Source organism: Caulobacter sp. Root487D2Y (genome assembly GCF_001427165.1).
Taxonomy (GTDB): domain Bacteria; phylum Pseudomonadota; class Alphaproteobacteria; order Caulobacterales; family Caulobacteraceae; genus Caulobacter.
The window spans coordinates 301205-326010 of the sequence record NZ_LMFD01000012.1; the positions used below are offsets into that span (position 1 = coordinate 301205).

24 protein-coding genes and 1 tRNA gene are annotated in these 24806 nt (G+C 68.5%); 2 read left to right on the plus strand and 23 right to left on the minus strand.

Annotated elements, in window-relative coordinates:
* Positions 1-41: 41 nt before the first annotated feature.
* On the plus strand, positions 42-2294 hold the full coding sequence (locus ASD38_RS18625) for a beta-glucosidase (RefSeq protein ID WP_056462315.1): 2253 nt from the start codon (positions 42-44) through the stop codon (positions 2292-2294).
* Between the two features lie 218 nt (positions 2295-2512).
* Positions 2513-2587, plus strand: a tRNA-Asn gene (locus ASD38_RS18630).
* Here the strand turns inward: ASD38_RS18630 and ASD38_RS23465 are convergent.
* From ASD38_RS23465 to ASD38_RS18745, 23 genes are all read right to left on the minus strand, one after another.
* Positions 2573-4135, minus strand: coding sequence for a recombinase family protein (locus tag ASD38_RS23465; protein WP_235523883.1), 1563 nt, complete (start codon positions 4133-4135; stop codon positions 2573-2575). The two genes, ASD38_RS18630 and ASD38_RS23465, sit on opposite strands and share 15 nt — an antisense overlap.
* Positions 4136-4585: 450 nt before the next feature.
* Entirely contained in the window at positions 4586-4996 is a 411-nt protein-coding gene (locus tag ASD38_RS18645) for a DUF736 domain-containing protein (RefSeq protein ID WP_082560790.1), read from the minus strand.
* Positions 4993-5271: a DUF2274 domain-containing protein gene (locus tag ASD38_RS18650; RefSeq protein ID WP_056446424.1), complete on the minus strand. Its 279-nt coding sequence runs from the start codon at positions 5269-5271 to the stop codon at positions 4993-4995. Before ASD38_RS18650 ends, ASD38_RS18645 begins: the two co-directional genes overlap by 4 nt.
* 4 nt (positions 5272-5275) lie before the next feature.
* Entirely contained in the window at positions 5276-6538 is a 1263-nt protein-coding gene (locus tag ASD38_RS18655; protein WP_082560791.1) for a TrbI/VirB10 family protein, read from the minus strand.
* Positions 6535-7518, minus strand: a complete 984-nt coding sequence (trbG, locus tag ASD38_RS18660; RefSeq protein ID WP_056462321.1) for a P-type conjugative transfer protein TrbG — start codon at positions 7516-7518, stop codon at positions 6535-6537. The genes ASD38_RS18655 and trbG overlap by 4 nt, the downstream gene beginning before the upstream one ends.
* Complete coding sequence (gene trbF / locus ASD38_RS18665; RefSeq protein WP_056462323.1) at positions 7515-8324, minus strand: conjugal transfer protein TrbF; 810 nt, start codon at positions 8322-8324, stop codon at positions 7515-7517. Before trbF ends, trbG begins: the two co-directional genes overlap by 4 nt.
* Before the next feature lie 3 nt (positions 8325-8327).
* Positions 8328-9671 (minus strand): P-type conjugative transfer protein TrbL, encoded by a 1344-nt coding sequence (trbL, locus tag ASD38_RS18670; RefSeq protein WP_082560792.1) that lies wholly within the window; start codon positions 9669-9671, stop codon positions 8328-8330.
* Positions 9672-9705: 34 nt separating this feature from the next.
* Complete coding sequence (gene trbJ, locus ASD38_RS18675; RefSeq protein WP_056462324.1) at positions 9706-10434, minus strand: P-type conjugative transfer protein TrbJ; 729 nt, start codon at positions 10432-10434, stop codon at positions 9706-9708.
* Entirely contained in the window at positions 10431-12872 is a 2442-nt protein-coding gene (gene trbE / locus ASD38_RS18680; protein WP_056462326.1) for a conjugal transfer protein TrbE, read from the minus strand. Before trbE ends, trbJ begins: the two co-directional genes overlap by 4 nt.
* Positions 12866-13165 (minus strand): VirB3 family type IV secretion system protein, encoded by a 300-nt coding sequence (locus tag ASD38_RS18685; RefSeq protein WP_056462329.1) that lies wholly within the window; start codon positions 13163-13165, stop codon positions 12866-12868. The genes trbE and ASD38_RS18685 overlap by 7 nt, the downstream gene beginning before the upstream one ends.
* Complete coding sequence (locus ASD38_RS18690) at positions 13162-13500, minus strand: TrbC/VirB2 family protein (RefSeq protein WP_082554896.1); 339 nt, start codon at positions 13498-13500, stop codon at positions 13162-13164. The genes ASD38_RS18685 and ASD38_RS18690 overlap by 4 nt, the downstream gene beginning before the upstream one ends.
* Positions 13497-14504, minus strand: a complete 1008-nt coding sequence (gene trbB, locus ASD38_RS18695; RefSeq protein ID WP_056462332.1) for a P-type conjugative transfer ATPase TrbB — start codon at positions 14502-14504, stop codon at positions 13497-13499. Before trbB ends, ASD38_RS18690 begins: the two co-directional genes overlap by 4 nt.
* Positions 14501-14905, minus strand: coding sequence for a CopG family transcriptional regulator (locus ASD38_RS18700; protein ID WP_056446404.1), 405 nt, complete (start codon positions 14903-14905; stop codon positions 14501-14503). The genes trbB and ASD38_RS18700 overlap by 4 nt, the downstream gene beginning before the upstream one ends.
* A gap of 12 nt (positions 14906-14917) precedes the next feature.
* Positions 14918-16951 carry a conjugal transfer protein TraG gene (locus ASD38_RS18705; RefSeq protein ID WP_056462335.1) on the minus strand — a complete coding sequence of 678 codons (2034 nt, stop codon included), beginning with the start codon at positions 16949-16951 and terminating at the stop codon, positions 14918-14920.
* Positions 16952-17122: 171 nt separating this feature from the next.
* On the minus strand, positions 17123-17407 hold the full coding sequence (locus ASD38_RS18710) for a type II toxin-antitoxin system RelE/ParE family toxin (protein ID WP_056462338.1): 285 nt from the start codon (positions 17405-17407) through the stop codon (positions 17123-17125).
* A complete protein-coding gene (locus tag ASD38_RS18715) occupies positions 17404-17697 on the minus strand; it encodes a hypothetical protein (protein WP_056462341.1) in 294 nt (97 codons plus the stop codon). The genes ASD38_RS18710 and ASD38_RS18715 overlap by 4 nt, the downstream gene beginning before the upstream one ends.
* Positions 17698-17964: 267 nt before the next feature.
* On the minus strand, positions 17965-19953 hold the full coding sequence (gene rlxS, locus ASD38_RS18720; RefSeq protein ID WP_056462344.1) for a relaxase/mobilization nuclease RlxS: 1989 nt from the start codon (positions 19951-19953) through the stop codon (positions 17965-17967).
* A 238-nt stretch (positions 19954-20191) separates the two neighbouring features.
* Complete coding sequence (locus ASD38_RS18725) at positions 20192-20815, minus strand: lytic transglycosylase domain-containing protein (RefSeq protein WP_056462346.1); 624 nt, start codon at positions 20813-20815, stop codon at positions 20192-20194.
* Positions 20803-21324 (minus strand): S26 family signal peptidase, encoded by a 522-nt coding sequence (locus tag ASD38_RS18730; protein ID WP_056446387.1) that lies wholly within the window; start codon positions 21322-21324, stop codon positions 20803-20805. The genes ASD38_RS18725 and ASD38_RS18730 overlap by 13 nt, the downstream gene beginning before the upstream one ends.
* Positions 21317-21550 carry a helix-turn-helix domain-containing protein gene (locus tag ASD38_RS18735; RefSeq protein WP_200941465.1) on the minus strand — a complete coding sequence of 78 codons (234 nt, stop codon included), beginning with the start codon at positions 21548-21550 and terminating at the stop codon, positions 21317-21319. The genes ASD38_RS18730 and ASD38_RS18735 overlap by 8 nt, the downstream gene beginning before the upstream one ends.
* Positions 21551-21746: 196 nt before the next feature.
* Positions 21747-22073 (minus strand): DUF736 domain-containing protein, encoded by a 327-nt coding sequence (locus ASD38_RS18740; protein ID WP_056462349.1) that lies wholly within the window; start codon positions 22071-22073, stop codon positions 21747-21749.
* Between the two features lie 313 nt (positions 22074-22386).
* The gene (locus tag ASD38_RS24025) at positions 22387-22560 is read right to left on the minus strand and encodes a hypothetical protein (protein ID WP_156390777.1); all 174 of its coding nucleotides are present in this window, start codon (positions 22558-22560) and stop codon (positions 22387-22389) included.
* A 285-nt stretch (positions 22561-22845) separates the two neighbouring features.
* Positions 22846-24684, minus strand: a complete 1839-nt coding sequence (locus ASD38_RS18745) for a ParB N-terminal domain-containing protein (protein ID WP_056462353.1) — start codon at positions 24682-24684, stop codon at positions 22846-22848.
* Positions 24685-24806 lie beyond the last annotated feature (122 nt).

A 24806-nucleotide genomic window follows, 5' to 3' on the forward strand; every position in this document is an offset into this window, starting at 1 on the left:
GGCGAACGCTCGTCCGCGCCAACAATAGAGTGGGAGGTATTATGAACCGACAGACCTGGCGGGGCCTTGCCCTGGCCCTCATGCTCGGCGCGTCCGTAAGCGCCATGGCCTCCTGCGCCCAGGCCCAGGCGCCTGCCGCGACCCCGGCCGCCCGTCCGTGGCTGGACCCCAAGCTCGACGCCGACACGCGCGCCGACCTGGCGGTCAAGGCCATGACCCAGGACGAGAAGCTGACGATCATCTTCGGCTTCTTCGGCGCCGACATGGGAACCAAGTACAAACGCGTCGCCGATGCCCTGCCCGGTTCGGCCGGCTACGTGCCGGGGATCGAGCGCCTGGGCATCCCGGCCCAGTTCCAGACCGACGCCGGCGTCGGCGTGGCCACCCAGGGCGGCGAGCCCAAGAAGCGCGAGCGCACCTCCCTGCCCTCCGGCATGGCCACCACCGCCACCTGGAACCCCGAACTGGCCCAGGCCGGCGGCGCGATGATCGGCTCCGAAGCCCGCGACTCCGGCTTCAACGTCATGCTGGCGGGCGGGATCAACCTGGTCCGCGAGCCGCGCAACGGCCGCAACTTCGAATACGGCGGCGAAGACCCCTGGCTGGCCGGCAAGATGGTCGGGGCCCAGATCAAGGGCATCCAGTCCAACGCCATCGTCTCGACCATCAAGCACTACGCCCTGAACGGCCAGGAGACCGGCCGCTTCGTGCTAGACGCCAAGATCGGCGAGGCCGACGCCCGCACCTCCGACCTGCTGGCCTTCCAGTTCGCGATCGAAGACTCCGACCCGCACTCGGTGATGTGTTCCTACAACCGGGTGAACGGCGATTACGCCTGCGAGAACCAGTTCCTGCTCAACACGGTGCTCAAGCAGGACTGGGGCTACAAGAACTACGTGATGTCCGACTGGGGCGCGGTGCACTCCGGCGCCAAGGCGATCAACGCCGGCCTCGACCAGGAGTCGGCCGGCGAGGCCTTCGACAAGCAGACCTTCTTCCGGGGTCCGCTGAAGGACGCCCTGGCCAAGGGCGAGGTCAGCCAGGCCCGGATCGACGACATGGCCCGCCGCATCCTGCGCGGCCTGTTCGCCAGCGGCGTGGTCGAAAGGCCGGTGAAGATCACGACGATTGACTACGCCGCCCACGCCAAGGTCACGCGCGCCGACGCCGAGGAAGGGGTCGTCCTGTTGAAGAACGACAAGGGGCTGCTGCCCCTGCTGGCCTCGGCCAAGAAGATCGCCGTGATCGGCGGCCACGCCGACGTGGGCGTGCTGTCGGGCGGCGGCTCCTCGCAGGTTTATCCGATCGGCGGCCGCGCGGTGACGGGCGAAGGTCCCGCCAGCTGGCCAGGTCCGATGATCTACTTCCCGTCCTCGCCCCTGAAGGCGCTGAAGGCCCGCCTGCCGGGCGCCGACATCCGCTTCAGCGACGGCAGGGACAAGGCCGCCGCCGCCAAGCTGGCGGCCGACAGCGACGTGGTGCTGGTGTTCGCCACCCAGTGGAACGGCGAGTCGTTCGACAGCCCGCTGACGCTGGAAAACAACCAGGACGCCCTGATCGACGCCGTCGCGACCGCCAACGCCAAGACGGTGGTGGTGCTGGAGACCGGCGGTCCGGTGCTGATGCCGTGGCTCTCCAAGGTCGGCGGCGTGGTCGAGGCCTGGTATCCGGGCTCGGAAGGCGGCGAGGCCATCGCCCGCGTGCTGACCGGCGAGGTCGACGCCTCGGGCCGCCTGCCCGTCACCTTCCCCGCGGCCCTCGGCCAGCTGCCCCGCCCGACGCTGGACGGCGACCCCAAGAAGCCCGACGACCTGTTCGCGGTCGACTACAGCATCGAAGGCGCGGCGGTCGGCTACAAGTGGTTCGACAAGAAGGGCCACCAGCCGCTGTTCGCCTTCGGCCACGGCCTGTCCTACACGACCTTCGCCTACGACAACCTCAAGGCCGAAACCAAGGACGGCGCCCTGACCATCAGCTTCGACGTCAAGAACACGGGCCAACGGACCGGCAAGGCCGTGCCCCAGGTCTATGTCTCGCCGAAGTCCGGCGGCTGGGAAGCGCCCCAGCGTCTGGCGGCCTTCAAGAAGGTCGAGCTGGCGCCCGGCGCGACCACCAAGGTCAGCCTGACCGTCGATCCCCGCCTGCTGGCCACCTGGAACGCGCAGGCCCACGGCTGGTCGGTCGCGGCCGGCGACTACACCGTCATCCTGGGCGCCTCGTCGCGCGACACGGCCGCCAAGACCGATGTCGCCGTGGCCGCCCGAACCTTGCCGGTCGGCCTGATGAAGCCCTGAACAAAGGCCGAGCAAGCCCTCGGGAGCCAATTGGTCGCAGTCGAAATTAAGGCCTGATTAACCATAAAGACCCAATTTCGACTGGTCTTTCTTGAAGACACCCCACCATCACTGACTTTCCACAGCCCGGCCGCAAGCCGGGCTGTTTTTTTGTCCGAATGCGCTTGCACCGAGTCAAATCGGCGGCTATCACCCGGCCTCTTCCTGAGGCGACCTGTTCCGCGGTAGCTCAGTGGTAGAGCAGCCGGCTGTTAACCGGCTGGTCGTAGGTTCGAATCCTACCCGCGGAGCCACCTCCGGTTTTGAGAGAAATCCGGCCCTTCGGCCGGATTTTTCGTATCCGGACTTAGGTCCGTTTCCCTCAACAGATCAAATGGTTGTCGGAAATCCACTGACAGCTCGCCGTTGGCCCACGAGCAGTTCGAGAATACGAAATTTAGAAGAGTTCGTTTTTCATCAGGACCCTTCGCCTCGAATATCCGATGCGCATCCTGGGCCAAACGCAGCAGAGCCACTCCGCTGTCCATGTAGGAATCGTCGGCTCGGTTGTGCCGTTCGATGTCCTTCATGCATCGAGCTTGCTCATCCCGCCACTGGGCGGCCATGCGATCGAAGAAGCCGCTGTCGACCGTTCCGTCCAGCTTGTCGACGTACATGGCCTCGATACGCTTTCGAAGCCTCTCGGCCTCTGCCTGAAGCCGCTGGACCGCCGCGGCGCGCTCACGCACCTCGTCGCCGAAGCTCTCCTTCAGCGCTCGTTGCACGAGCTCGAAGACCTCATCGTCGAAGCGCAGCTCAGCGAGGAGACCCGCGAACCGCTCTTCAAGGACCTCTTCACGGACATAGGGCTCGCCGCATTTTCCCTTAAATCCGGTGCAGTGGTAGTAGATGTACTTCTTCTTTTTCAGCTCGCCGACCATGGCGCAGCCGCAGTGACCGCAGGTCAGCATACCGGTGAAGGCAAAGTCGTGGCGGCTGCCCCTCACCTTGGAGGCGCTGCGATTGTCCAGGACGTCCTGAACGGCGAACCACAAGTCCTCCGAAACCAAGGCGTCATGTGAGCCCTTGTAGGTCTTCCCGAGCCATTCGAAGGCTCCCGTGTAGATCCGATTGCGCAGGATCGTATGCACGGTGCTGATCCCCACGCCCGTTCCGCTCTTGCGATAGGACAGCCCGGCTCGCCGCGCCTTGGCGGCGACTTCCTTCAGGGAAAACTGACCTGTGGCGTACCAGCCGAAGAGCCGCTCCACCAAAGGACCAAGGTGGGGATCAACAGCGATCACCTTCTTGCCGGACGGCCCCTCGACGTTAAGGTAGCCGATAGGGGCGAACGACGGCCAGAGCCCCTGCTCGGCCTTTTCGATCATGCCCTTTCGGGTCTCCTCCGACAGGTTGTCGATATAGTTCTTCGCCATCAGCACCTTGATGCCGTGCATGAACTTCTCGGACGAACGCGAATCGTTCGACAGGACGACGCCCTCCTTCACCAGATGGATTTCGACGCCGAGTTCGTCGACCGTCACCCAGTCCTTGAGGTTGCGGTAGAGGCGATCGGTCTTCTCGACGAGGAGGATCCGGACTGTCGGGTGCTTCCTGAGGAACGCCAGCATCTCGGAGAAATTCGTGCGGCCGCTTTGTTTGGCGGTCTCGACGTCGACGTGCTCTGCGACAACCGTTACGCCGTTGACGTCGGCATAGTCCTTGAGAAGCTTGAGTTGGGCGGGGATAGAGAAGCCTTCTCGCTCCTGCTCCTTGGAGGAGACTCGCGCGTAGATGACGGCGCGCTGACGGGTCGGCTGCGCCGGCTGCGGCGAACGCCAGATCCTGGATGATTTCGCCACGCGAGCGCTCCTGCACTTTTCGTTCGGGACGGACAAGGTCAGAGCGCGCGCACAGCGAGGCGCCCTCGCCTAACCAACCCGGGAATCTTACCAAAGCGCGAGTCTCGATCAATAATCGAACGCTTCCAGACGCGATATTCCGGACCTCACCGCGCATCAAATACAGATTATCGTGCGATGACTACTTCCTTTCTTTGATGAAATTACCGCTCAACGAACCATCGTCATTTTTAAAAATACTATCGGTTTGCGCAGGAGAGAATGCACGCCCTTCTCTACTGAGAATTTGAGCGAACTCAGTCAGAGCCCCCAACATGACTCGCGCTTGATCAGGCGTGACGGGCCGTCCGCATCGGGCCTCAAACAATCGCTGGGCGTCCTTGACCAACTCCTCTGAGAACTGGCGACCTTGTCGTCCAGACGACGCCCGCCCTGGCCCGACGCCCCCCATCAGCCCGGCCCGCCGACATCGCTCTCCTCGCGGTTCCGGAGATCGGATGAGGAGGTGATCATCGGGCCGGAACGGTCGTCCGATCCCCCCTCCTTGGGCCGCGTCCAGACCAGTTGGGCGGCGTCGCCCTCCTCGCGAGGGAATAGCGCCGCTGAAAGCGGTCCAGGGAGAAACGGATCGTCGAGGCTGACCCGATAGAAGACGTGGGAGCGTTGGGCGCCCCAGCGCCCCTCCCAAGCTTCGCCGATGCGAACCTGTCCCGTCATGACATGGAACGCTGGAGCGTTGTCGTTTGACCGATCGTCATTCGGCGCCAGCCGCACCTTGAGGTTCATCAGGAGGCTGCGAATCTCGCCCTCCCATCCACCATCCTTCGCTAGGCGGAAGACACCAATCACCAACCGGTTCATGACGCGCCCTTCCCGGCCATGGCCTTCGACGCCCCACGCGCCTGCGCAGCGTCTGGGGCGCCGGATCCCGGGTGCGACTTGCGAGCCTTGGCGAAATCGCGATCGCTCTCGAGGTAGCCCTCCAGCATGAAGGGGATCAGGTCGGCGACCGCGGCCGGCTCGCCGTAGGCGGCCTGGTAGGCCTGGGCATAGGCGTTCAATGCGGCGTTGAGCTCCGGCATCACGCTGATGGTCAGCCGGACTGGGTTCCTGTCGGGAAGTTTCGCGAGCTTCACGGGGCTACCTCCTTGAGTCGGGCCAGGGGCGCAGGATGAGATCTTTGTGGACGACGAGCCGTAGCGGCCACCCAGGGCGGACCTGCAGGGTCGGCTGCACGTCCAGTTGCTTGGAGACGATCTGCTGGCCGGCCTGGGCCGAGCTTTGCTGGGTGGACTGGCGAATGGCGCGAACAAGATCGCTCTCATCCCCACCGAGGCTAAGCTCGGTCCCGACGCCCAGCAGGGTCGACATCGCCACGCCCTTGAGCAGTCGCCAGGTATGAAAATCGACCTTGTCCGACAGGCCCGCATAGCCGCCCGCGTCGGTGGCCGGCAGGTTGTCCAGGACGATCGATGCGCCATTGGGCAGAATCAGCCGCTGCCAGACGACGAGCGCCCTGCTCTGCCCAAACGCCACCACGCTGTCATAGCTGCCGATCAGCCTCGAACCCTGGGGGATCAAAAGAAACCGCCCACTGACGCTGTCGAACACATTCTCGGTGACCTGGGCGGTCACCAGGCCTGGCAGGTCCGAATTGAGGCCCGTGATCAGGCTGGCGGCGATCACGCTGCCGGCCATTACGGCGTAGGGCGAGGCCGGCGGCGCCAGCCGGTCGGCGCTCGGCCCATCCGACGGCGTCCGCTCCAGGAACGCCGCCTTCTGTTGCTGGCGGTTGGGATCATCGACCGAGGCTGGGGCCTCCGCGGGAAAGCCGATAACGCCCGGCGCCGAAAGCTGGACGGGCGCGGCGGGCGCCGTGCTCGCCAGCGACGACGGCGATGCGGTCTGGATCATCACGCCGGCCTCGCGCGCCTGCTTGGTCTGCGCGGCCAGCCTTTGGCGCTCGGCCTCCGCCGCCTGCTGGGCCGCTGACCGCTCGGCCTGCTCCGCACCGCTCCCCTCACTGAGGCGTCGGCGTTCCTGATCGACGACCGCATGGCCAAGATCGCCCGGCAGAGGCGGCCCAAGCATCGGGACCGTACGCTGGGCTGTGTAGTCGCTGGGCAAGGACGCGACCGCATTGGCCGGCGCTCGGCGATCGTCCGCGGCCGGCTCCTGCGCCGGTCCGGCCAGACGGATCGCCCGAGGACTGAGCGCCAGCCAGGCGAAGGCGGTGAGACCGACCGCGCCGACGGCCGCCGCGCCGATCAGCAATCCACGCCGAAAGCGAACGACCGGCCGACACCTTGCCCTCAAGCGCAAGGTGTCGGCCGCAGCCTTGACGTCGGCGCCCTGTCCCGGATCGCCGCCAGCGCTCGGGGCGTCATGGCCCTCTCCGATCATGGCCGCTGCGCCTTGGCCGGGTCGTCAGATCGGCTGATCCGCACGATTTGCTGGGGGTTCTGGCCCAGACGCAGTTCGGCGACGCCAAAAAGCCGATCGACGATGTAGTGGGAGCCCCTCACCCGGTAGTTGACCAGCTGACTTTCGCCGAGCGGGCCGACGACGAACAGCGGCGGCGCCTCGCCTTGGTCGAGACGGGCGGGAAACTCGATATAGACCTTGGCGCCGTCGTCCCAGGCGCGCACCGGCCGCCAGGGCGGATTGTCGCCGCTGATGGCGTACCGGAACTGGATCGCGTCCACCGCCACGCGATCGGCGACCGGCGCGGCCGCTTCGGCCTGCGCATTCTGGAGCTTGAGCGCGATCAATCGGTCTTGAGGATAGCTCCAGGACACCGCCGCCATGGCGGTGGCGTCGGTGCTGGCCAGCGCCAGATGGTAGGCCCGACGGTCGGTGGTGATGACCATGTTGGTGGAAAGGCCTGCGGCGAAGGGCTTGACCAGGACATGGACCTGACGCGTCTCGCCCGCCCCGCTTGTGGTGTCGCCGATCACCCAGCGCACTGTGTCCCCGGCGGAGACAGCGACCAGTTGTTCCCCGGGTTCGAGCGCGACATCGCTGATCCGCTCGGGCGCCGTGTAGAGCCGATAGAGCGCCCCTTCGCTCCAGGGATAGACCTGGATGGCGTTGATGTAGCCCGCCGTGCTGGGCTCCTGGGTAGCGGCGCGATTGGCGGTATCGACCCGCGCGCGCGGCGTTCCGGCGTCGCCACGGACGCTGGGCGGCGGCAGCAGTTGGCCGGGCAAAGGCAAGGGCTTGGGAATTTCGACGATCTGGACGGGCCTGAGCGGCTCCGCTTCGACCTTCGCCGCCACGAAGCTGGCCGGGTCATACTGGATGGCCGGCGGCGGCGCCTTATCGTGACCGCAGGCGCCCAGGGCCGTCGAACAGACGAGCGGGATGAGAATCTTGGCGATCATGGCTGGATTTCTCCCTGAGCCGAGAGGGGTGATGGGGGCGCAGCCGCGGTGGCTGGCGGCGGCGCGACGACCACGGCGGGCGGCGGGGCGAGCGTGTCCGAGGCCCTGGGCGTGGCCGCGGCGCTGTCGGCCTCCTGGGCCCAGTCGACACCATCGACGTAGAGGCCAAGGGGATTTTGCTCGAGCTGGCCCCTGGTCGTCGGCGTTTGTCGCTTGAGCGTCAGGATGGCGGTCCAGCGCTCGGTCTTGGCCAGGGCTCCGCGCTCGAAGGTCTGCTCGGTCCAGCGGACCTGAAACGAAGTCGAGGTCGCGCGCACCACGCTGGTGGGCTGGACCAGAACGGTCTTCTCGCCAAAGCCGGCCAGCGGTTCATTGGCGCGCGCGTAGCTGTCCAGGAAGGCTTGTCCGGTCTTGGTGGCGTAGTCATAGGCCTGGTTCCAACGCTGACGGACCACCACGCCATCCGAGGACAATGAGCGGACATTGACGATGAACTGGCGCAGCTCGCGGGCGACCTGAGCATCGGAAGGCTGATAGTTCTGCTCGGCGGGACCGACCGCACGAACCTCGCCCAGCCGATCGACCTCGACGACGTAGGGGGTGATCTTGCTCTGCAAGGCCAGCATCATCACGCCGCCGGCCAAACCACAGCTGAGGGTGAGCGCTCCAAAGAACGCCAGGCGCCAGTTGTACGCCTGGACCCGGGCGGAACCGATCCGCTCGTCCCACAGTTGGCCGGCGACCTGATAGGGCGTTTCAGGGGGCGGCGTTCGCCCGTAACGCTGAGGGCTTCGCTTGAAGAGCACAACTTAGTCCTCCTGGCTGAGGTCTGGGTTGGCCGGCGCGCCGGGGCGATCGCCGTCCTTGAGGGTCTGGATGGCCGCGTGGTGACCCAGGCTCGGCGACCGGTTGACGTGAAGATCGCGAGCCCAAGGCGGGGGCATATCGCTCGCGCCAGACGCGCCGCCGGGGCTCGGCCCGCCGGAGACCGGACTTGCGCCGCCCGTCGCCCGCCACGCGGCCGCGCGACCGCTCTGGGCGCTGGACTGAAGGGCGTCGCCGGCGCGTCCGAAGACATCGCGCATCCCCGCCATCGCCGCTCCACCCATGGCGCGACCGACGCCGCCGAGCCCGGCAGCCACGCCTTGCAGGCCTGACGCGCCGGACGTGGCCTGGCGAAGTTGATAGGCCGCGCTGGCTCCCGAGCCCAGCGCGGCGCCGGCGCGAACCGCCGCCAGGCCGCCGGCCCCGGCGATCCCCGCCGCCTTGGCGCCGAGCATCGCCGCGCCGCCACCGAGCATGGCCGCGCCAGCGGCGGCGCCAACCGCCGCGCCCGCGCCAAGCTGCGGCGCACCAGACACCAGGCCCGCGGCGATCCCTGGCCCAAAGATCGAAAGGCCCGCGAGCGTCAGAGCGCTCAGCAGCAGCGTCATGGCCGCTGATAGGTCGGGATCGGGCCCAAGGGTCGACAGGAAGGTGTCGAAAAAGGTGTTGCCGATGCCGACGATCACCGCCAGCACCATGACTTTCACGCCGCTGGAGATGACGTTGCCCAGCACGCGCTCGGCCAGGAAGCTGGACTTGTTCCAGAAGGCGAACGGCACCAGCGCAAACCCGGCCAGGCTCGTCAGCTTGAACTCCAGAACCGTGACCAGCATCTGGATCGACATGACGAAGAAGGCCAGCACCACCAACACCCAGGCCAGCAGCAGGATGAAGATGGTCAGGGCGTTGGCGAAGAACTCCGGAAAGCCCATCAGGTCGCTGGCCTTGTCGATCAGCGGATGGGCGGCGGTGAAGCCGACCCCGGCCAGCTTTCCGGGCCGAAGCAGGTCCGCGGTCGAGATGCCGCCCCCGCCGGCCGTAACGCCAAGATCGGCGAACGAGCGGAAGATGATCCCGCTGAGCGAGGCGAAGTTGTTCAGGATGAAGACGAAGGCGCCGACATAGAGCACCTTCTTGATCAGGCGACCCAGGATGTTGTCGTCGCCTTCCAGGGTCCACCAGAGCGCCGCCAGGGTGACGTCCAGCGCGATCAGGATCGAGGACAGGTTACGGACCTTGGGACCGAGAAGGCCAAAGCCGCTGTCGATCAGGGCGGCATAGGCCGCCATCATGCGGTCGATGATGTTGAGATCGGGCGCGACGTCCACGGGAGCGGCCTTTGGCTAAAGCGTTGCGGCGGGGCTAATGGGGCGTGTAGGCCAAGGCCGAGCCGATGAACTGGCGGGTGGCCAGTCGCCCAGCGTCCAGCACCTGGGCCTGGCGCGCCCGTTCGAGCGCGTCGGCCCGGGCCTGGGCGGCGATCAGGGTCTGCAGTTGCTGGTCCTGCTTGATGGCCAGAGCCTGCAGCTGGTTGGCCGCCTGTTGCGCCTGCAGCTGCCCGCTCGCGCCCTGGCTCCGGCCGATCAAGGCGCTGATCAGGTCGCCGTCGGCCTGGACGTTCAGGACGACCTGAGCCTGGATTTTGAGCGATTTTCGGTAGCCCTCCATCGCCAGTCGCGCCTGGGTGCGGGCCAGGTCGGCCCGCTGGCGGGTGGTGGCGCCCGCGTCCAGCGTCGATGGAAAGGCGGTGTCCAACACCGACTGCGTGGACGTCAGGTCGAACGCCATGCCTTCGGCCCGAGCCATCAGGGCGTCGATCCTCTGCAGATTGGACTTGATGGCGTCGAGCGAGCTGTAGTCGAGAGACTTCAACTGACGGGCCATGTTCTGCAGCATGGCCGCCTGGTTTTGCAGGGCCTGGATCTGGCCATTGACCTGCTGCAGGGCGCGCGCCGCCGCCAACGCGTTCTGGGTGTAGTTGGCCGGATCGAAAACCGTAATCTGGGCGGCGGCCGGCGAGACCGAAGCCGTCAGGGGCGCGACAACAAGAGCGGCGACGCAGACACACGTCGCCAAGGGACGCCGGGTCATGGCGCGGACTCCTTGTGGGTTTGAGGGGGGACGAAATCGGCGATCAGCGACGCGGCCCAAGGCAGGCCGCGAGCGGCGAGGAAGCCCGCCGGGAAGTCGGCCTGGCCATGATCGGCGAGCACCTTGTCGATCAGGGTCTGGACCGCGGGATCCGAAGCGCCGCACAGGGCCAGCGCCACGGGGCCAAGGCCGAGCTCGAACAGGCGGTTGCCTAGGCGGGACTGCAAATAGTAGTGGCGCTTGGGGGTGGCCCGGGCGATCAGCTCGATCTGCCGGTCGTTGAGCCCAAAGCCGGCATAGGCCTTGCGCGACAGCGGCTCGATCGCCCGGTCGTTGGCCAGGAATACACGTTGCGGGCAGCCGTCGATGATGGCCGGCGCGATGGGGCTGTCGGTGATGTCGGCCAGCGACTGGGTGGCGAAGACCACCGCGACATTGCGTTTGCGCAGATCCTTGAGCCATTCGCGGATCCGGGCGGCGAACAACGGGGTGTCGAGGAACTTCCAGGCCTCGTCGAGCACCAGCAGGGTCGGGCGGCCATCGAACCGCGCCTCCAGGCGATGGAAGAGATAGGTCAGGACCGGTGCGACCACCGAAGGCGTCTTGATCAGCGTCTCGGTCTCGAAGCACTGGACGTCGCTGAGATCCAGGCCGTCTTCCGCCGCGTCCAGCAGGCGCCCAAACGGCCCGTCCAGCGTGTAGGGCGCAAGGGCCGCCTTCAGGGCGTTGGACTGCAGGAGCATCGAGAGCCCTGTCAGGGTCCGCTCGGCGGCCGGGGCGCTGGCCAGGCTCCCCAGGGCCGACCACAGCGCCTCCTTGGTCTGGGGCGTGACCACCAGGTTCTCGCCGGCCAGCAGATCGCCCAGCCAGTCGATGGCCCAGGCGCGCTCGCCCGGCTGGTCGATGCGCCGAAGAGGCTGGAAGGCCAGGCCCGCGTCGGCCGCCAGGCCGTGATGGCGACCGCCCATGGCCAGCACCGCCGCGCGCGAGGAAAAGCGCTTGTCGAACACATAGACCTGGGCCTCGTCGTAGCGCCGAAACTGCAGCGCCAGCAGCGCCAGCAGCACCGACTTGCCCGCGCCGGTCGGGCCGGCGAGCAGTTGGTGACCGACGTCGTCGACATGGGTCGCATAGCGAAAGGGCGTGGAGCCGCTGGTGACGGCGTAGAAGGTCGCCGGTCCCTTCAGGTGCGGATTGCCCGCCTGCCCGGCCCACACCGCCGACAACGGCATCAGGTGGGCCAGGTTCAGGGTGTGAACCAGCGGCTGGCGGACATTGGCGTAGACCTGACCGGGGAGCGATCCGAGCCAGGCCTCCACCGCGTTGACCTGCTCGCGAATGCAGGTGAACCCGAGCCCGCCCAGGACGCGTTCGACCTGACGAACCTTCTCCTCGGCCGCGTCGCGATCGGCGTCGACCACGGTGATGGTGGTGGTCAGGTAGCCGAAGGCGACGTGGTCGCCGCCCAGTTCCTGCAGCGCCAGGTCCGCGTCGGCCAACTGGTTGTCGGCGTCGCTGTCGGTCAGCGGCGCGGGCTCGTTGCTGACGACCTCGCGCAGGATCTGCACGACCGACTTGCGCTTGTTGAACCATTGGCGGCGGATCCGCCCCAGGGCCTTGGCGGCCGCGGGCTTGTCCAAGGCGATGAACCGCGTGGACCACCGATAGGCGAACCCTTGATGATTGAGGGCGTCCAGCAGCCCTGGCCGCGTCGTGTTTGGAAAGCCCAGCACCGTCAGCGTGCGCAGGCGCCGCTCGCCCAAACGGGGCTCCATGCCGCCGCTCAGCGGCGTGTCGACCAGAAGACCGTCCAGGTACATCGGCGTTGGCGGCACGGCGACGCGATGGCGCTTGGCCGACACCGCCGCGTGCAGGAAGGTCAGGGTTTCGGCGTCATCGAGCGGCCGGATCTGCGGCATGAAGCCGGCCAGCAGATCGAGGATCCGATCGGTCTGGGCGACGAAGGCCGCAAGCTCCTGGCGCCAGTCTCGGCCCGTCTCGCCGGTTTCACGCTCGATCAGCATCCGCTCGGCCCGGCTGACCTGGTCGGCGGGCGGCAGGTAGAAGAAGGTCAGGTGACAGCGGCTCTCGAAGAGCTCGCCCCGGCGGCCGTCGAAACCGCCACGCCGCTCCTCGTCGACCAGCCAGGACGCAGCATCGGGAAAGGCGCTGTCGGGGTAGCCCAGGGCCGGCGCGCGCTCGGCGTCGAAGAACAGGGCCCATCCGCTGCCCAGTCTGCGCAAGGCGTTGTTGGCCCGCGCGCAGACGGCGACGAGTTCGGCGTCCGTCGCGCTTTCCAGGTCGGGGCCACGAAAGCGGAAGGTCCGCTGGAAGCCGCCGTCCTTGTTGAGCACGACGCCAGGAGCGACCAGGGCGGCCCAGGGGACGTGGTCGGCCAGGCGGTCGGCGCTGTCGCGATATTCGCGCAGGTTCAGCATCGCAGCCACCCCTTCTGGCGAAGGTGACGCATCAGGATCGGGGCGAACTGCGGGTCCCGCCTGGCGGCGAACACCGCCAGGCTATGGCCGATCACCCACACCACCAGCCCGGGGATCCATTGCTGGAGGCCAAGGCCAAGCGCCCCGGCCAGGGTGCCGTTGAGGATGGCGATCGCCCGGGGCGCGCCGCCCAGGAGGATCGGCGCGGTCAGCGCCCGATGCAGCGGGATGTCGAAACCGGCGACACCGGAGCCGGGCGTCCCGACATTCGAAGGGGTGGCTGGACCCGTCACGCGACCAGCGCTCCGCCGCCGAAGCTGAAGAACGACAGGAAGAAGCTGGAGGCCGCGAACGCGATGCTGAGCCCAAAGACGATCTGGATCAGCTTGCGAAAGCCGCCCGAGGTCTCGCCAAACGCCAGGGCGAGGCCGGTGCTGATGATCACAAGCACCGCGACGATCTTGGCGACAGGCCCCTGGACGGACTCCAGCACCTGCTGGAGAGGCTCCTCCCAGGGCATGCCGGATCCGGCCGCCTGGGCCTGGACGCTGACCAGCAAGGTCAGGGTGAGGGTGAGAAGCAGCGGGCGCAGGTCGCGCGGCGCGCATGAAGTCGCGCGGTCATTCATTTTATTTCTCCGTGCCTTAGAGCTTTGAGCTGAGGAGGGTCGAGATCGGCGACGACGTAGTCGCCGGCGGAGTCGAGGCCCGTGACCCGGGCGAGGCTCTCGACACGTCGGCCGGTTCCCCGACCACGTATGAAGACCAGGAGATCGACCGCCTCGGCGATAAGCCGGCGCGGCACGGCCATGACGCTCTCCTGGACGAGTTGCTCCAGCCGATAGAGGGCCGAGCGCGCCGAATTGGCGTGGATCGTCGACAGGCCGCCCGGGTGGCCGGTGTTCCAGGCCTTGAGAAGATCGAGCGCCTCGCCGCCGCGCACCTCGCCCACGACGATTCGGTCAGGCCGCAATCTCAGGGTCGAGCGCACCAGATCGGCCATGCTGACGACGCCGGGCCGTGTGCGCAGCGCCACGCAATCGGGCGCGGCGCATTGCAGCTCGGGCACGTCCTGCAAGATGACGACCCGCTCGTCCTGGCGCGCGATCTCCGCCAACAAGGCATTGGCCAGGGTCGTCTTGCCCGCCGAGGTCGCGCCAACGATCACGATGTTGAGGCGGTCGACGATCGCCTGACGAAGGAGGTCGGCCTGGACCGGGGCCAGGCCCCCGTCGGCCACATAGTCGTCCAGGGTGTGGATCCGGCTCGCCGGCTTCCTGATCGAAAAGCACGGACCGGCCGACACCGGCGGCAGGACGCCTTCGAAGCGCTCGCCCGTCAGCGCGCCGTCGCGGGGCGGCAGGTCGCCGCTGACGATCGGGGCGCCAGCGTGGACTTCGGCGCGGACGTGGCTGGCGACCAGGCGGATGATCCGCTCGACCTCGGCCGGGGCCAGCACCACCCCGGTGTCGACCCGGCCCTCGCCCAGCCGGTCCAGACGCAGGGCGCCGTCGGGATTGACCATCACCTCGACGACGGCCGGATCGACCAGGGCCGCCTGGATGGCCGGCCCCATGGCGGTGCGCAGCATGGTGCGGCGGCGCTCGAAGGTCTCGGGCTGAATGAGGCTCATCGCGCGCCCTCCCCGTCCCCGTCGACGTCCAGGGTCGCGTGACCGCTGGCCAGCTGCCGGCCGACCTGGTCGACGAAGCGCTGGAAGCGCTCGCGTCCCACGGCCTGGGCGGCCTTGTCGGCCTCGGGCAGCGGCGCGGTGACGGTCAGTTGGTAGCGGACGAACAAGGCCAGGCTCTCGAGCAGGACCTTCTGGTCGCGCTCGAGCCGGTTCAGTTGGCGGCTCATCCGGTCCAGCCGCACCTTGAACAGCGTGTCCATCTCGCTGGCCGCGCGACGGTCCAGATAGGCGCGCAGGGCGTCGGCGACGATCGCCGACTTGGAGGTTCCCGGCTTGCCGCCCAGGCGGTCGAGCGCCTCGGTCAGGGCGTCGTCGAGATAAAGGTGATGGCGGGGCTTCATGTCGCCGCCCCCTCAAAAAGCCGGCAGCAGGTCGTCGTCGTCACGACCGGCTCCTTCATTCATGGCGTGGGCGCGGGCGATCGGTTGGCCGGCGCGGGCCATGGCCTGGCGATCGGCGACCGCGTCGCTGTCGTCGTCGGCCAGCCCCAAACCGAGCTCCGTCTCGTCGGCCGCGGGACGGGCGACGACCTCATCGAACAGGCCTGGATGACGCTCCTGCTGCAGGCCGCCCTCGACCGCGGCGTCCAGATCGTCCTCGGCCTCGGTCCCCAGACCCGCGTGGAGTCCGCGCACCTGACCGCCCCAGTCGTCGCCGCGGGCCGGCGGGCGATCACCATAGGGGCCGTCAGTCAAGGCGGGCGGCGGCGCGAGGCGGGCGGTGAAGTTGTGGTCCTCGTAATAGCGCAGCTTCTTGGCGCGGATGGGCGCCAGGCCCGACACCAGCACCAGGGCCTCATTGGGCGGCAGCTGCATCACTTCACCGGGCGTCAGCAGCGGCCGGGCGGTTTCCTGGCGGCTGACCATGACGTGGCTGAGCCAGGGCGACAGGCGATGGCCGGCGTAGTTGCGCTGGGCCCGCAGCTCGGTGGCCGTGCCCAGCGCGTCCGAGATCCGCTTGGCGGTGCGCTCGTCGTTGGAGGAGAACGCGACGCGGACATGGCAATTGTCCAGGATGGCGTTGTTCTCGCCGTAGGCCTTGGAGATCTGGTTGAGCGACTGGGCGATCAGATAGGCGCGGATGCCGTAGCCGGCCATGAAGGCCAGGGCGGTCTCGAAGAAGTCCAGCCGTCCCAGGGCCGGAAACTCGTCCAGCATCATCAGCAGCTGATGCTTGCGGCTCTTCCTGGGATCGCCTTCCAGCCGCTCGGTCAGACGCCGGCCGATCTGGTTGAGCACCAGTCGCACCAGAGGCTTGGTGCGAGAGATGTCGGACGGCGGAATGACCAGGTAGAGGGTGACCGGCGATGGCGCGTCGACCAGGTCGGCGATGCGCCAGTCGCAGGCGCTGGTGGTCAAGGCCACGGTGGGATCGCGATAGAGCCCCAGGAACGACATGGCGGTGGAGAGCACGCCGCTGCGTTCGTTTTCCGACTTGTTGAGGACCTCGCGCGCCGCGCTGGCCACCACGGGATGGACCTGGGGCGCGTCCGGCGTGCCCAGGTGATTGGTGGCCATCATCCGCCGCAGGGTATGGGCGAAAGAGCGCTGGGGATCGGACAGGAAGGTGGCGACCCGGGCGAGGGTCTTTTCCTCCTCGGCGTACAGGACATGGAGGATCGCCCCGACCAGCAGACTGTGGCTGGTTTTCTCCCAGTGCGACCGGCGCTCCAAAGCCCCTTCGGGGTCTACGAGCACGTCGGCGATGTTCTGAACGTCGCGGACCTCGTCTGGCCCTTTGCGCACTTCCAGCAATGGATTGTAGCGGGCCGAGCGGGCGTCGGTCGGGTTGAACAGCAGGCAGTGGGAGAAGCGGGCCCGCCAACCGGCCGTCAGGGTCCAGTTCTCACCCTTGATGTCGTGGACGACGGCGCTGCCGGTCCAGGACAGCAGGCTTGGGACCACCAGGCCCACGCCCTTGCCCGACCGGGTCGGCGCGAAGGCCATGACGTGCTCGGGCCCGGAATGTCGCAGATAGCGCCGTCCCAGCCGGCCAAGAAACACGCCCTGGTCATGGAAGAGGCCCGCGGCGGCGGCCTCGCGGGGCGTGGCCCAGCGTGAAGAGCCGTAGGTGGTGACCTGTCCCGCTTGCCGAGCCCGCCAGAGCGAGCCGGCGATGGCGCACGCGCAGCCGAGGAAGCCGCTGGCGCCGGCCAGGATCCCGGCCTTGTTGAACACGGCCGGCGCGTAGGCCTCGTAGTGATACCACCAGTCGAACAGCTGCCAGGGGCGATAGATCGGCAGCCCCAGCGGCGTCGCCCAGGGCGCGCCCAACGGGGCCTGATAGCCGAGCATGGCCGCGGCCCACTGGGTCGAGGCCCACACGCCCAGGATCATGATCGCGAAGACCGCGAGAATCTGACCGATGAGGAGCTTTGTGGGCGTCATGCGCCTGATCCCGGCGCCTTCGCGGCAGGGGCGCGGCGAGGCCAGGCCAGACTCCGGCCAGATGCCAAAACCGCTTAGGGCGTCTGTGCCCGGTCAAGCCCGCGCAAGGCGCCGTCCTTCCCGCTCGCCCGCGCGGCGGCGGCGTCGCCCAAGGTCAATCAGACCGTGACGCTAGTCGCGCTGGGGCGGCCACCGGCGAGCGGCGTGCAGCAGCGTCAGGATCCACACGGTCTGACCGTCCACCTCGTAGATCAGCCGATAGGACTCATGCGGAAAGAGTTCGCGCGTGCCGGCGACGAGACCGGGCCGCCCGCGTAGCGGAAACGCCGCGAGCGAAGCGGCGGCGTCGGAAAAGAGCTGGTCCATGCGCAAGGCCGCCCGCGGATTTTCGGCGGCGAGGTAGTCCATGATTTCGAGACGATCGAGCCGCGCCGTCGCTGTCCAGCGGACGTTCACGCCTTGGCCTCAGCCGCCTTTCCCAGGAGCGCGGCCCGACGCGCCGCGAACTCGGTCTCGATCTCGTCATTGGTGGATCCCAGACCCGCGGCGCGATCGCGGCGTCCGGCTTCGACCTTGCCTCTGACGAAGGCGTCGTGCTCGCGCTCGTCACGCTGGCGCTGGATGAAATCACGCATCATGTCGCGGACGATCTGGGACGCCGGTCGATGGGCCGCCTGGGCTTCGGCTAGGAAGGCGTCTCGCAGCTGAGGCTCCAGCTTGAGCGTGAATACCGCATCCTTGCTCATCGGCGCTCTCCTTGACCGTACTGATAACGTATATACGATGTCCACACCCGGCAAGCCCGCTGGCGACGCCCGGCTTTGCCAACCGCCTTGCTTCCAGGCACAATGGCCTCATGGCCTTCCAGATTCTTCCGCCCTCGCGATCGATCCGGCTCCAGCGCCGCGCGGCGTTTTGGGCCTGGGCGGGCGCCTTGGGCCTGATGGTCGCCGGCGTCGCCGTCGCGATCCACCAACTGCGCTGATCCGCGCCCGCAGGGCGCCAATTGATGATCACGAGATCGCCGGCCCGTCGCGTCCCCGGCCAATCGTCCAGCTCACCCCCGCCTCGCGCAGGACGCCCGAGACCAACCTGCCCTCTCGCCCTTCCAGCACCGGCTTCCACGGAACCAGCGTGAAATCGCGGCTGCGTTCGACAACCGCGAACCGGCCGCTGGCCAGGTCCGCCGCGCGCCGGTAGACGCCCTCGACCCGCTGGCCTGGACGCGCCTCGAAGAAGGTCCGCCCCGTCTCCCGCGCCAGGCCTTCAGCCGCGACGATCAGCTCGCGGCGCTGCAGGCGGGTCAGCAACCCCGCCCGGTAGATCACCTGGTCCAGCTCCTGGCGGGCCAGGCCTTGGTCGATCAGCCACTGTCGCCGCAAGGCCAGGGCCTGGCGCGCTTGGCGCCCAAAGCCCGCGTCGCGCAGCGGCTCGGGCGCGTCCGCGAGCAATTGGCGGTCAAGCCAGGTCGCGCCGTCGGCCCCGACCTGAGCTTCGAGCGATAGGGCGCTCAGGGTCTTGACCACCACGGGCGCGGTCTGGGCCTGGCGTTTTTCGAAAGCGACGGCCTGATCGAGATGATCGGCGCCGATGGTCCAGGCGCCGTCGTCATGTCGCTCGACGCCGACGCCCCCCCGTCGCAGGGCCTCCAGGCGCCGAACATGGGCCTGGGCGAAGGATACCGAGGCGGTCGGGTCGTGGGCCAAGTGCAGGTCGATGCTGTAGCGCCCGTCATGCGCCGCGGCGATGCGAGCGATGGTTTGATCAACGGCTCGAACCTCGATGGGTCGCGGTTCGACCCTGACCAGGGCGCCCAACGCGATCGGCTCGGTGGCCAGGCTCCTGCCGATCTCGACATAGTGGGCGCGGCCATCGACGCCGTCGACGACCAGGTAATGGTGGTCCTTCAACTCGTCCGAAAGTCCGCGCGCCACCAAGCGCCCGACCACGGGCCGCGCGCCCGGCGCGGCAGGCTGATAGATCACCTGGTCGGCCCGGTCGCGGTCCACGCCGCCCTCGATCAGCGCGCGATAGAGGGTTTTCTGGATGTCGCCGCGCTCGCCCATGCGCCTGAGGGTCACCTCCAGCCCGCCGGCCAGCCGCCAGCGCGTGGGCGCGTCCTCGCGGGCCAGGCCCAGGCGCGACAGGGTCTGAAGCCGGCCGGCGCGCACCGAATGCTGCAAGGGATCGACATGTCGCGGCGAGACCAGGCCGTCTTCGCCGACATCGCGCAGCAGACCCCGGTCCAGGCTCGTCAGCCGCTCCTGGCCGACCTCTTCGCGCAGCCGCATCTCGATCTGGCGGTCGCTGCGCGGCCCCAGGTCCAGCGACACCAGCTCGGCGGCGCGCTCGCGAAGGCCTTGGGTCAGGTAGTCCTTGGCGATCACCAGTTCGCCGCCCTGGTCGTCGCGTCCGCGCACGATGATGTGGGTGTGAGGATGGCCGGTGTTGTGATGGTCGACCGCCACCCAGTCGAGCTTGGTGTCCAGGTCCTTTTCCATCCGCGCCATCAGCCGGCGGGTCAGGGCTTTGAGGTCCTCGTATTCGGCCCCGTCCTCGGGCGAAACGATGAACCGGAACTGCCGGGGGTCCTCGCCGGCCTCGGCGCGGTCGATGAAGGCGCGTCCATTGGCCTGGTCGGTGTCGGCTCCGTAGAGTTGGCCGGGCGCGCCATCGCGGGTGACGCCGTCGCGCTGCACATAGCGCATGTGGGCGCGGGCCGCGGCGAGCCCCTTGCCTGAAAGCTTGGGGATGGAGAACTTCACGATCACGCGGCGGCTTCGATAGGCGGCCAGACGGTCGCGCGAGATCAGGACCTGGCCCACGCCCGCCCCTCGGCCGATCCGCGCTCCGGTGAAGCCGGACCGGCGAGGCGCGCGGCCGAAGGTCCCGCCGCTGGCCAGCATGGCCGAGCGCAGGATGCGCGACAGATAGCTCTGGGGCTTGCCGCCCAGGGCGCGCGGCTTGCCCAGGCGGGGATCGAAATCGTCGTCTTGCGCCATGACACAGGCCTCCAACCGGCAAGGTGGGCGCCCCCGCGCTCCAGCGAAACGGGCGCCATCGCAACGCCTTGCCACGCAAGGCCTTGGCGGCGCCGCGGCGCCAAACCCGCGCGCATGGCGCCATGCCACGAAGAAGAATCCGACGTGCAGACAATGACTTACGGCGACATCCCAAGGGATGGCGACGTTGCTTCATCTTGCCGTAGCCCGCCTCCCTCCTCATCCCGCTCCCATCGCCTCATCGCTCCCCTCCCGGCCGCGATCCCACGGGCGCGAACAACCCGCCCGAAGGCGCTGGCGACGCGCCCGTCCGCATTGGATCGGTGCGGGATGCAACAGGGAAAAACAGGCGCGTCCCCGACAGCACGGCGGGCGGCAGATCGACCGATCCGGGCGCGCGCGACAACACCTGGATATAGGCCTGGGTCTCGCTGGGCAGGGCCAAACCCTCGCGCAGATGGGCCTCGTAACGGGCCGGTCCGGCGTTGTAGGCGGCGAAGAGTCCAGGGTAGCCGAACCGGGCGCGCATGACCGCCAGATAGGCTGTTCCCGCCAGGATATTGTCGCGTGGGTCGTACGGATCAGGACCCAGGGCGTGCGTCCTGGCCAACGCCCGATAGGTTTGCGGCATCACCTGCATCAGGCCCATCGCCCCGGCGCGCGAGGTGATCGGCCGACGGTTCAGATGGGTTCGGCCGCCGCTTTCGGCCGTGATCACCGCCGCGATCCAGGCCTGCGGAACATCAAATCGCAGCGAGGCCTCCACGATCCACGGCCGCCATTGCTCGACACGAGCGACGGCCGCGGAGGGCGCTGGGGCGTGGCTGGCCACGACCGCCGCCAGGACGATCATCGTCGCCATAGCAGCCTCGCCTCGCCGATGATCGCCCGCCCCTCGACCGGCCCGAAATAGCGGCTGTCGAACGAGTCCGGGGCGGGATTGATCAGCAACAGCTGACCGCGAGACAGGCGTTGGCAACCGCGCCACCAGGGCAGCATCCGCCCACGACCATCGGCAAGGCGCCGCACGGCGACGCGCCGGCCGTTGACCGTGATCGTCGCCTGGGCCGCGCAAACCTGGTCGCCCGCGACGGCGGCCACGGTCTTGATCATCGGCACATTGGCCGGGAGGTAATGGCGCTGGGCGGCCAGACGGCGGGCGGCGGGCGACGGCCAGGCGAGCACGCTGTCGCCGACCTGGATCGGCGCGCCGGGGTTGATCGCCCACAGGCCGACGGGCGCGCTGGCGCTGGCGTTCCAGACCAGGCGCGGCGGCGGATCGAACACGGACGGCGCGGCCAGACCGGCCAGGGCCAGAGCGATCAGGGCCGCCAGACCCTGGCCGCGCGGGGTGAACACGCGGCTAAACATGGCGTCGCCCGCCGCCCTGACGGGCAGACCAAGCGTCCAGGTCATCGATGTGATAGCGGATGAAACGGCCGTGGCGGCGAAAGGCCGGTCCCTGGCCCTGGCCGCGCATGGCCTCCAGCGTCCGTTCGGCCAAGCCGACATAGTGGGCGGCCTGGGCCGTGTTGAGGAACGGGCTGCCCTTTCGCGCGCGGGCGGCCCGTTTGATCGCGTCGTCTTCATCCATCATCGCCGTGCTCCTGAGTTCCCGTGGGGGGGGCGCGGCGGTGGGTTGAATGGGCTGGGCCGCGCCAGGGCGAGCAGACCGTTACGAGCGCGCGGGCGGGACGTACGCAAAACGGCCTTGCGAGAAACGTTCCCCTCCAGAGACGGCGCCCGGGGCTGGGCCGTGGCCCCCACGCCTTGCGACGCGGGGGCTGGGCCGATCAGTCCTCGGGGTTCCAGATCAGGGCGAAGACGTCGTCGTCGTCCTGACCGGCCGCGCGGCCCAGTTTGACCTTGTAGGTGCGCGGGCCGATGTCGGGATGGGCCAGGGTCAGGCCGACATAGGGCTGCTGGCTGGTCTGGTTGACATTGGTCCAGCCGGCGCCGATCTCGACCCCGGACGAGACGACCCGATAGTCGGGATAGCTGGACGAGGTCTTGTCGCGGACGGGCACGACGTCGATGTCGGCGCTGATGTTGAGGGTGCGCAGATGGCCCTTGAAAGCGCCGGTTTCCAGGCGGGTGACGAAGCCGAGCGTGGCGGTCATGGCGATGGTCCTTTCAGTGATCCGTCGGGGCCGATCCCCGGCGACAGGCGCCCGCCATGGGGGCTTGGCCCCGTCTTGACCCGGAGGGCCGCAGCGCAGCGGAGGACCGGAGCGACGGGCTTTTTTGCGCGCGAGGAGGCGCGCCCGCCGCTTGGGCGCGACGGGGAAAAAAGGTCGGCGCGATGGTTCAAGGCGGGGCCAAGCCCCCATAGGGTCTACGCCATCGTCGTGGGTTCGTGCCGCGATGGGTTTCCGAGGGGGCCGCCGCCAACCACCCGCTCGGCTTCGTCACCCGCCTGGAAACCCCGCGTCTTCAAGGGGCGTCCGCGCAGGCCAGGGCGCCCGCCGACATCGACGTCGTGCCCGTCCGCGACAAGGCCTCCACCGGCCGATCCGGCGGACGGTCGGCGTGTTCGGGGTCGAGATCGGCGGGGGCTGGCGCGGTGTCGGCCAGACCCGCCAGCAGACGTCCGTCGGCCTGGCCCATCCCGACTTTCGGGCCGCCCGCCCGCCAGGCCGAACTGGGGCGCGCGGCCGGTCAGGACGACGACGACGGCTTCGCCCCGATCTGGAACCGGCGAGGCCTGACCGCCCCGCCTCCGTGTCGCAAGGCGCGGGGACCACGGCCCAGCCCCGGGCCCCGTCTTACGCGATCCAGGTCCGTCTCGCGTCCAGGGGCGGCTCGCCCCGTCGTAGCGTCCGAAGTCTCGGCGGCGCGCAAAAGCCCCCCGGATCCGATGATCCGGGGGCGAGGTTGACGACCGACGCGGCGCTATTGGGCCGCGAGGATCGCCGGGTTGGGATCGACCGCCGGGGCCATGGCCGAGGTCGGCGTGGCGGCGGGGCTCGACAGGCGCACGCCGCGCAGCAGCGGGGCGACCGCCCTGCTCCGCTGGGCGGTGGCGAAGGGCCTGCGGGTATAGGCCTGGGCCGGGAAGGTCAGCCATTTTGGCGTCCAGCGAGCGGCCTTGGGCCGGTCGTTGGTCCCGTCCAGGAAGTCGCGCAGGATGGTCTTCTGGGTCTTGACCTTTTCGGTCAGGTTGCCGTCCGCGACCTTCTTGCCGCCAACCTCCCTGAGCATGGCGTTGACCGCTTCGCGGTCGCGCATCAGCTCGAAGAAAGCCTCATCGGGCGTCCAGACCGCGCCCATGTCGACCTTCAGGAAGGTCCCCGCCGTCTCGACCTCGACGCTCCCGGCGGCCAGGGTCTCGCCCATGACCACGGCGGCGACCGCCAGGACGTCGGCGTCGGGCAAGGCGAGCAGCTTTGCGAAGGCGCCCGCCGCGCCGCCTTCGCGCCGTTGCCCGACCAGAGCGCGCTCGGGGTCGGCGCCCAGCAAGGCGCAGATGGCCTTGTGCTTGACCTGAAACCGGGCCTCGGCGGGGCTGGCCTGCGCGCTCTGGGCCACCGCTTCCGACCCGGCCCGGCGCGCATCGGGCTCGACCCGCCACAGATGGGTTCCGGCCACGGCGTGGGCGACCAGGAGCCGCAAGGCCACACCCGGATGATCGGTCAGCACCGCGCGGACGGCCGAATGACGGTGCAGGTCGATATAGGTCTGCTGGTTGCTGGTGACCTCGGCGCGATCGGTCTTCGGATCGGCGCGGCCCTCCTCGCCGCGCGCGGTCCCCTTGGCCATCTGCGCCGCGACGGCCTGGGCGCGGCGAGCCTCCTTGGCGGTCAGGAAGCCCTCGTGCGTGGTGACCTCGCCGCGCTGGCTGACCGACAGATAGACCTTGCCGCCCTTGGCCTTGCTGACGCGCTCGTGCTTCCAGCTGTCGAAGGAGCGCCCCGTCTCCAGCACCTCAACCGCGCTCCAGCCTTCGGCCAGCAGGGCCTCGCGCTTGGCGGCCAGGGCCGCGTTCTGGCAGGTCCAGAACAATCCCGGATCGGTGAAATAGCTGTCTTCGCCAAACAGGTCGGCGATGATGGCGCCGGGGTAGTCCTCCAGGCTGAACAGGGCGTGCTTGGTCGGGATCGCGGCGCCGCCGAACAGCCAGTTCTTCAAGCCCTGACCGACCGGCGTGACTTGGTCGGGGTCGTCATGGATCGCCAGCCAGGCCTTCTGCTGGCTCTTGGTGGCCAGGGTCAGCAGGCGGATGGTGGCGACATTGACCGCCTCGCGGCGATAGAGCTTGCGCAGGCGCGGCAGAAGATTGCCCAGCGCCAGGGTGCGGTTCACCACGGCTTCGGACATATGGAAGGTCGCGGCGATTTCCTGGGGCGTTCGCCCCTGCTTGATCAGCTTGGCGAACGCTTCCCAGGTCGAAACCTCGTCGGGCGGCAGGCGATGGAGGTTCTCGATCAGCGAGGCCTCGATGGCGGCGGCGTCGTCGCCGGGATCAAGGATGCAGATCGGCACGGGATCGATATCGACCCCGGCGGCGATTTCGGCCTGGGCCGCCGTCAGGCGGCGCGCCCCGGCCACGACCGCGAAGGCGCCGGGCATGACGGCGCCGTCAGCGAACCTCTCCTGGACCAGCATGGGAACAAGGACGCCGCGCTTTGCGATGGACGGCCGGATGTCCGAAACGTCCGGCGCGGGTTGTCCAAAGTGCATGTTGAGCGGCGAGATCGTCATGTTGCGGGGATCGGCGAAAGCAAGTCTCATAGCGAACGCTCCTGTTTTCCTGTTGGGGATTTGGGGGTGGAACCGACCCCGCCCGCGATGCTGTCCAGGCTTGGGGCGGGGTCGGGGATGCGCCGGGATTGGCGCGGGGCGTCCGGCGCCGG

Bases quoted from the DNA above. Each gene is read 5' to 3' on its own strand.
- ASD38_RS18625 (WP_056462315.1), top strand. From the start codon at position 42: ATGAACCGACAGACCTGGCGGGGCCTTGCCCTGGCCCTCATGCTCGGC.
- ASD38_RS18645 (WP_082560790.1), bottom strand. From the start codon at position 4,996: ATGAACCGGTTGGTGATTGGTGTCTTCCGCCTAGCGAAGGATGGTGGA.
- ASD38_RS18655 (WP_082560791.1), bottom strand. From the start codon at position 6,538: ATGATCGGAGAGGGCCATGACGCCCCGAGCGCTGGCGGCGATCCGGGA.
- trbG (WP_056462321.1), bottom strand. From the start codon at position 7,518: ATGATCGCCAAGATTCTCATCCCGCTCGTCTGTTCGACGGCCCTGGGC.
- trbJ (WP_056462324.1), bottom strand. From the start codon at position 10,434: ATGACCCGGCGTCCCTTGGCGACGTGTGTCTGCGTCGCCGCTCTTGTT.
- trbE (WP_056462326.1), bottom strand. From the start codon at position 12,872: ATGCTGAACCTGCGCGAATATCGCGACAGCGCCGACCGCCTGGCCGAC.
- ASD38_RS18690 (WP_082554896.1), bottom strand. From the start codon at position 13,500: ATGAATGACCGCGCGACTTCATGCGCGCCGCGCGACCTGCGCCCGCTG.
- trbB (WP_056462332.1), bottom strand. From the start codon at position 14,504: ATGAGCCTCATTCAGCCCGAGACCTTCGAGCGCCGCCGCACCATGCTG.
- ASD38_RS18700 (WP_056446404.1), bottom strand. From the start codon at position 14,905: ATGAAGCCCCGCCATCACCTTTATCTCGACGACGCCCTGACCGAGGCG.
- ASD38_RS18705 (WP_056462335.1), bottom strand. From the start codon at position 16,951: ATGACGCCCACAAAGCTCCTCATCGGTCAGATTCTCGCGGTCTTCGCG.
- ASD38_RS18715 (WP_056462341.1), bottom strand. From the start codon at position 17,697: ATGAGCAAGGATGCGGTATTCACGCTCAAGCTGGAGCCTCAGCTGCGA.
- rlxS (WP_056462344.1), bottom strand. From the start codon at position 19,953: ATGGCGCAAGACGACGATTTCGATCCCCGCCTGGGCAAGCCGCGCGCC.
- ASD38_RS18725 (WP_056462346.1), bottom strand. From the start codon at position 20,815: ATGGCGACGATGATCGTCCTGGCGGCGGTCGTGGCCAGCCACGCCCCA.
- ASD38_RS18730 (WP_056446387.1), bottom strand. From the start codon at position 21,324: ATGTTTAGCCGCGTGTTCACCCCGCGCGGCCAGGGTCTGGCGGCCCTG.
- ASD38_RS18735 (WP_200941465.1), bottom strand. From the start codon at position 21,550: ATGATGGATGAAGACGACGCGATCAAACGGGCCGCCCGCGCGCGAAAG.
- ASD38_RS18740 (WP_056462349.1), bottom strand. From the start codon at position 22,073: ATGACCGCCACGCTCGGCTTCGTCACCCGCCTGGAAACCGGCGCTTTC.
- ASD38_RS24025 (WP_156390777.1), bottom strand. From the start codon at position 22,560: ATGGGCCAGGCCGACGGACGTCTGCTGGCGGGTCTGGCCGACACCGCG.
- ASD38_RS18745 (WP_056462353.1), bottom strand. From the start codon at position 24,684: ATGAGACTTGCTTTCGCCGATCCCCGCAACATGACGATCTCGCCGCTC.